Origin of the sequence: Oscillibacter sp., assembly GCF_032060045.1 — a bacterium.
Classification (GTDB): domain Bacteria; phylum Bacillota; class Clostridia; order Oscillospirales; family Oscillospiraceae; genus Oscillibacter.
In genome coordinates this window covers 1-6,739 of sequence record NZ_DAMBZJ010000065.1, presented here as the reverse complement: position 1 = coordinate 6,739, position 6,739 = coordinate 1, and the positions used below count along the sequence as shown (strand labels likewise).

General features: G+C 51.4%; 7 protein-coding genes. 2 read left to right on the top strand and 5 right to left on the bottom strand.

Annotated features, from left to right (window positions below):
- Both RT018_RS15420 and RT018_RS15415 read left to right on the top strand, forming a co-directional pair.
- On the top strand, positions 1–974 hold a 974-nt coding region (locus tag RT018_RS15420; RefSeq protein ID WP_312943198.1), incomplete at its 5' end, for a DNA polymerase IV.
- Between the two features lie 6 nt (positions 975–980).
- Positions 981–1,223, top strand: coding sequence for a hypothetical protein (locus tag RT018_RS15415; protein WP_040659037.1), 243 nt, complete (start codon positions 981–983; stop codon positions 1,221–1,223).
- A gap of 187 nt (positions 1,224–1,410) precedes the next feature.
- Here RT018_RS15415 and RT018_RS15410 read toward each other — a convergent pair whose 3' ends face one another.
- The 5 genes from RT018_RS15410 to RT018_RS15390 all read right to left on the bottom strand — a co-directional run bounded on the left by RT018_RS15410 (position 1,411) and on the right by RT018_RS15390 (position 6,328).
- Positions 1,411–2,394 (bottom strand): LysR family transcriptional regulator, encoded by a 984-nt coding sequence (locus RT018_RS15410; RefSeq protein WP_051131475.1) that lies wholly within the window; start codon positions 2,392–2,394, stop codon positions 1,411–1,413.
- Between the two features lie 99 nt (positions 2,395–2,493).
- Complete coding sequence (locus RT018_RS15405; RefSeq protein ID WP_040659035.1) at positions 2,494–3,783, bottom strand: TRAP transporter large permease; 1,290 nt, start codon at positions 3,781–3,783, stop codon at positions 2,494–2,496.
- Positions 3,780–4,277 (bottom strand): TRAP transporter small permease, encoded by a 498-nt coding sequence (locus RT018_RS15400; protein ID WP_040659033.1) that lies wholly within the window; start codon positions 4,275–4,277, stop codon positions 3,780–3,782. The genes RT018_RS15405 and RT018_RS15400 overlap by 4 nt, the downstream gene beginning before the upstream one ends.
- An 86-nt stretch (positions 4,278–4,363) precedes the next feature.
- On the bottom strand, positions 4,364–5,407 hold the full coding sequence (locus tag RT018_RS15395) for a TRAP transporter substrate-binding protein (RefSeq protein WP_312943197.1): 1,044 nt from the start codon (positions 5,405–5,407) through the stop codon (positions 4,364–4,366).
- Positions 5,408–5,464: 57 nt separating this feature from the next.
- Entirely contained in the window at positions 5,465–6,328 is an 864-nt protein-coding gene (locus RT018_RS15390) for a DUF6282 family protein (RefSeq protein WP_040659031.1), read from the bottom strand.
- Between the last annotated feature and the right edge of the window lie 411 nt (positions 6,329–6,739).

The following is a 6,739-nucleotide window of genomic DNA, read 5'->3' as shown; positions in this document are numbered from 1 at the left end:
TTTGGAAACCTGCCGTGGTGACACGGCAAGGCGCTGAGTGCTTAGCCTACCTGGATGTCACCGGAAGCACCGCTCTTTTTGGCAGCGCGGTCAAAATTGCGGAGCAGATCAGCCGCCGCATTAAGTTTGAGCTGGGCATTACCGCCAGCATTGGAGTGGCTGACAACAAGATCACTGCCAAGTTGGGAAGCGACTACAAAAAGCCGGACGCCGTCACTCGAATTGAGCAAGACAACTATCGCGATATTGTCTATCCACTTCCGGTGGAAGACCTGCTGTATGTGGGGCCTGCCACGCGGGAAAAGCTCAACCGCGTCGGTATTCGTACCATTGGTGCGCTGGCGACCGCGCCGGTGGAGTTTCTCCACCGCAGGCTGGGAAAGATGGGCGTCATCCTGCACACCTTTGCCAATGGCCGGGATATTACTCCGGTGCAGACCACGGAGCATATCCCCGCCGTGAAGTCCGTGGGAAACAGTGCCACCACGCCAAAAGATCTTATCTGCAATGAAGATGTTCGCTTGATGCTGATTCTACTGGGGGAGAGCGTATGTTGCCGAATGCGTGAGCTGGCCTCCCGCTGTACAGTGGTAGAAGTGTACGTCCGCGATACGACACTGCAATCTTTTACTCGCCAGCGGAAGCTACCGTCGCCCAGCTGTTCCAGCGCAGAACTGGCAGACGTGGCCTACGCTTTGTTCCGTGCCAACTACCAATGGAATAAACCGATTCGCAGCATCGGCATTCGTGGGAGCGGTCTGGTGGAGGCGTACGAGTACGCACAGATGTCACTGTATCAAGACGATCAGCGCCGGGACAAGTGGGAGCGCATTGACCGATCAGTCGATGCACTCCGGCAGCGATATGGTTATCTCAGTATCCAGCGAGCTATTTTGAAAACAGATCCGATTCTTGGCAGCATTAATCCAAAGGATGACCATACGGTACATCCAGTGGGCTATTTTAGGAGATAATGTGGGATGGAACGAAAGAAAAAGTATGTACCGGTGATTGTCCGGTTTGAGGCGGAAGGGAAGCTGCGTCCCCTGATGATCGAGTTTGATGGAAATCACAAGTACCCCGTGGATCGTGTTCTGGATGTTCGACGGGCAGCCTGTGAGAGCGTTGGCGGTGTTGGAGATCGCTATACCTGCCGGATTCAGGGACAGGAGTCGTATCTCTGGTTTGAGAAGGGACGATGGTTTGTGGAAGAAAAGGCTTAAAGTGAATACTGTACAAGTGACCGCATTTCTAGTGATCTACTAGAAAACCCTTCGTGCATAAACTTTTAACATTTACCTTTATTCATTCTGCGTAGGTTTTTATAACGGAAAACGTGTGGGAAAAACAACTAAATTGTCTAGCTGCCCTCGTGTTGTTACATAACTCCAAGGCAGAAATAAAGTCCAGCTATCCGCCCACCGTGACATATTGGCCACCTAGGCCGGTAGGGTCAAACTGTCCAAGCTTGCAAACCTCCTCTTGAATAATCTCCATAAAGCTACGGATGAACAGTGGTTGAACTGCATCTTTGTGACTGACCAGATCAACCCGCAGTTGCCGCCCTAGATTCTTTACCGGAAACATATGCAAGAAGCTGCCCTTGCCGCAGGAGAGATTGTGGCGGTATGCCGTAGCTAGTAGCATTTTGGGACAGAGTGAGGCGCAGATTCCAGAGGTGCAAAGCATAATCTGCGTTTCGCTGTCGCTGATATTGTACGTGACGTTCAGCTGCACATTGTGATAGTCTAAATATTCCTGAATGGCATGATTCACCTTCCCTGTCTTAAAGCTCAGGGTAAAAGGAACATGAGAGAACTGATTCAGGTCGATTCCGCCACGCATGCACTCAATCTCTCTGGGGCTGAAGTTCCGGTGTAGCAAGTCCGAGGCGATAACCAGCATCAGCTCGTCCGTGCTGAGTGTAGAAATTTGGAACTCTGGAAAAGGCGTTGTGTTGACCCCGATGAACAGGTCAATTTGGCCGGAGAGAAGCCGTTCCTCCAGTACCTGAGTATCCTCTTCACTGAAAGAGATATTCACGTTGGGAAAGTCGTGATAATAGTGTGGCAGAACCCGTGGGAGGATAATGGGTGCGCGGGAAGTGCTTATTCCTAGGGAGAACATGCCCTTGGTTCCCTGTGCGATGCTGCCCAAATTCTTCTCCATACTGCACTCCACAATTTGAATGTTTTGCAGGCTGTGCAGCATAATTTCTCCCGCCTGCGTCAGCCGGAAGCGGGGCTTGCGCTCGAACAGCAAAACCTGATACTCTTTTTCCAGCCGCCGGATGTGGTCGCTGGCGCACTGCTGGGTGATGTGGAGCTGAGCTGCCGCCTTGGAAACGCTCAGTTCTTTCGCCACGGTCAAAAAGACCTCAAATCCGATTCTCATAGCACGCTCCTTCCTGCCGCTTTCGGAATGTGGAAACAAGGGAAACGGCGATTCATTCCGGATAGAATGGATCGCCGTTCTCCGTATTAGTAGTATACCTCAAAAAGTATATCCCATCAAGCTGGGGAGCCATGTGATGATACCAGGGACAAAAGCAAACACAAACAGCAGCAGGATTTCTGCCAGCAGGAAGGGTAGCGTACCCTTAACGATCTGCTTGAAATTCAACCCGGAAATAGATACCGCCGTGAACAGGTTATACCCGAAGGGCGGTGTGACGAAGCCAACCACAAGGCAGATGCAAAACAGCATACCGATGTGAAGCTGGTTGCAGCCCAGAGAGATTCCAACAGGAATCAGGATGGGGGCTAAAATCAGCGTTGCCGCTACGTTGTCCATCAGACAGCCTACCACCAGCAGAATGACCACCAGAACCGCCAGATACATGGCCTGACTGCCGCCCACCAAATTGACAAAGGCATCTGAAATGACGGTTCCAATCTGAGATTTCGACACGACCCAAGAGAACAGAGAGGCTGCCGCGATGATAAAGTTCACCATGGTGGAGGTTTTCAAAGATGAGATGAGGATTCTGGGCAAGTCTTTGAGCTTCAGTTCTTTTAATGCAAAGCCCACCACCAGCGCGTATACAATGCCAACCGCCGCAGATTCCGTGGGAGTGAAAATACCGCCATAAATGCCTCCCAAAATTAGTACAGGCAGGCCCAGTGCACCCAGCGCTTTCCAGAACAGCTTCAAAGAGAGCTTGAAATCAAACTTCATGGTTTTAGCATATTGAATGACCTGCGGATTTTTATAAGCGAAGAAGATGTTGACAATGGACAGCACCAGGGCTATGACCAGTCCGGGAACTACACCGGCTACAAACATGGCGGGAATGGACAGGTTCATTGTCACGCCGTAAATAATCATGGGAATGCTGGGCGGAATGATGGGTCCCAGCGCTCCGGCAGCGGCTACCAGACCTGCGCTGGTTTCCTTGGAATAGCCCGCCTTCATCATAGAAGGCAGCATGATCGAACCGATGGCCGCTACGGTGGCGGGGCCAGAGCCAGTCAACGCTGCGAAGATGGCACAGGAGAATACAGTGACGATGCCCAGTCCGCCGGGAAGCCAGCCCAGAAGGCTTTTGGCCCAGTCTGTCAGCCGCTTGGAGATGCCGCCAAAATCCATCAGATTGCCCACCAGAATGAATAGCGGCACAGCCAGCAACGTGAAGGAGTTCAACCCGTAGATCAGCCGCTGAGCCACCACCAAAATACTGGTTCCAGTGGTAGCCAGATAGGCCATACCAGAGGAGAGAATGGCAAATGCCACTGGAACGCCTAGCAGCATTAGCCCAAATAAAATCACAAAAACCAGCGTCATACGACTTCTTCCTCCCCGGACTTTCTTTCTAGCAAAATAACGGCAATCTGAACAAATGCCTGAAACATTAGCAGCAGGCCACCCACCGCCACAGATGAATTGATGCACCACATGGGCAGGGACATGGCAGTGCTAAGGTTCGCACGAGAGCTATATGCCAGCTGCGCGCCTGCGTAGAGCATAACGGTTCCGTTGAAAAAGATAATCAGCTCAACTACAACGTCTACAAGCTTGCGCACTGCACCGTGAAGCAGATCCAGTACCGCCGTTACGGTGGCATGGGAGCTAGACTCAATCAGCAAAGACGCGCCCAGCATATGCATCCAAATGAAGCAGTACCGTGCCAGCTCCTCCGTCCAAGAGAGGGAATTGTTCAGAACGAACCGGCAGAACACCTGCGTGACACAGGCAAGGATCAGCACGACGAAGATGGTAATTCCGAGATAGCTAACAATTTGATTCGTGATATCCGATACACGATGTAGTTTTTTCATGTACGTACCTTTCTTTCCCTTAAAAAGGCGCCGCCTTGCGGGGAAACACTTTGGCGTTTCCCCGTGGCGGCGCTGGCTTTTACTGCTTAGTTGTTCATACCGACCAACTCTTTGACCTGCTGAATCCAATCGCTGCCGATATAGGACTCCATTTCCTCATAGCAGGGCTGAACTGCCGCGCGGAACGCCTCTGCGTCCACCTCCTCTGCGGGAATGATGGTCATGCCCTGCGCCGCCAGATCGTTCTCCATGGAATCCGCCTTTGCGTCGTTATTGTCCCGGACGGCAGTCACGGCCTCTGCCGCAGCATCGCGCAGAATCTGCTGATCGTCTGCGGACAGAGAGGAAAACACATTGGATGAGATGCAGATGGGCAGCGGGGAATAGAATAGATTCACATTGTCGATATATTTGCAGATGTCAGGGAAGCCGTTAGTGTAGAGCACACTCAAAGGTGCGTCGCAGCCGTCCACTGTTCCCTGCTGCAACGCCGTCAACAACTCACCCCATGCCATAGGTGTGGCGTTGACGCCCAACGCACCGTATGCGGAAAGGTAGGTTTTTGTCTCCATGCAGCGAATCTTCAAACCAGCCAAATCGTTGGGGGTCTTAATCGCCGCGTTGCGGGTGCACAGCTGGCGGAAGCCGCCCTCAGAGAAAGCGAGGCAAGTTACGCCTGTGCCTTCCAGATTATCAATCAGAGCCTGACCGAATTCGCCGTCCACAACGGAACGAGCCTGTTCCAGATCGGAGAAGATAAATGGCAAATCCAGTGCGCCGTTGGCGGGGACATAAGAGGACACATACGCATTGGTCATCACGGCCATGTCGCAGGTACCTGTCTGCATCCCTTCCCACATCTCAGGCTCGGAGCCGAGCTGGCTGCTGGGATATTCGTTGACGGTGATACGTCCGCCAGTCTTTTCTTCGACCACCTCTTTGAACCGTAGGGCAGACAGGTGATACGGATCGTCTTCGTTAGCTGCAGTGGTATAGCCGATACTCAGCGTGAGGGACTTCCCCTCTGCGCTGCTGGAACCGGAGGCTACGCCTCCGTTGCTGCCGCAGGCAGCCAGACTGAAAACCATACCTCCGGCGAGAACCCCTGCAAATATCTTCTTAAATTCCATCCCAAATTTCCTCCTTCAATTTTCAACACACTTTTTTTCTATTTCTCTCGTTGACTGTTATCCTCCGTCCACAATGGCTCGCGGCACATCGTGGGTGGCATTCATCAATTCGTCTTTTGTCAGTCCCTCCTGCAAAAGTGCACAGACAAACCGGCGGTACTCTGAAACCGGAGTGGGGTGGCCCTTTTGCCCGCGATCCGTAGCTATATATACCTGACCAGGACCCAGCAGACGTATGGTTGCGGCCATCTGAGCCGCTGTAACGCGGCCTTGCATAATATTCAACCAGTTTTTCTCTACGAGGACGCCAAGCTTGGCCAACTCCAACTGGACTGCGGGCTCCAGATATGTCCGCGGAAATTCCGGGTGCGTCAGGATCATCCGGGTCCCCCGACTCCGCCCCACTCGACATAACAGAACAGATTCCTTCGGGCTTAGATGCCCAGTAGCGAGTGCCGCCCCAGAGTGTTTCACGGCATCCATGATCTCATATACCTCATCCTTCAGGCTGCCGTCCTCTTTTTGAAGCGTAATGCCCTTACGAGAAAAAAAATCGCCCTCCATGTCTCCGTAGCACAAACTGTTGGCTGAGTCTCGCGTTGGCATCCAAATGATTTTGGCGCCTGCCCGCAATGCATTGCTGACTGCATAAATATTTAGCCCGCCTACGGGCCAGTTTAGGGCTAGTCCACCGTAGGCTTTGGCCTTGCATCCGCTGTACTGATTGATAAGGCTGGCTCGAAGCGCAGTAGATTCGTAGTGGCTCTTCAGCATCACACCCGCCATACCAGCGGCATCTGCCTCGCGAATCAACTGGAAGCCATCCTGCTCCCGTGGAAAGACTGAGGGAGACGTGTGGACATGCAGATCATAGGCTCCGATTAGCAGCTCATCTGTCAGTTCTTTGATTCTGTCTTCCATATTAAATTGACATTTCCCCCATCACAAACTCAAATTTACCATTATGCGTAGAGTGTAAGAGCAACAGGGGATCGATCCTTGTGCTTCTCTATGCATCCAATATAGCATCGCAAGAAAACAAGGTAAAACAAGAAAATACAGAAGATACACAAGTTTTGACTTTTAATATTGAGTTCTGAAAAGGTGCCAAACCATATGGTACGCTAAGAAAAACGGAAAAAAATAGCGTCTTTCCGCCTTTTGCTTTATGTAAATTTCATTGGCATAATTCATAAAATTACGATGTTTTTTTCGTCACCATCTGCATAATTTTTACACGTTTTGAATGGGATTTTGTCATTTCTTGCATTTTCTTATGTTTTCGGTAAAATGAAAGTATCGCAAAAGGTCTCGAAAAAGTTAGCACCCCAA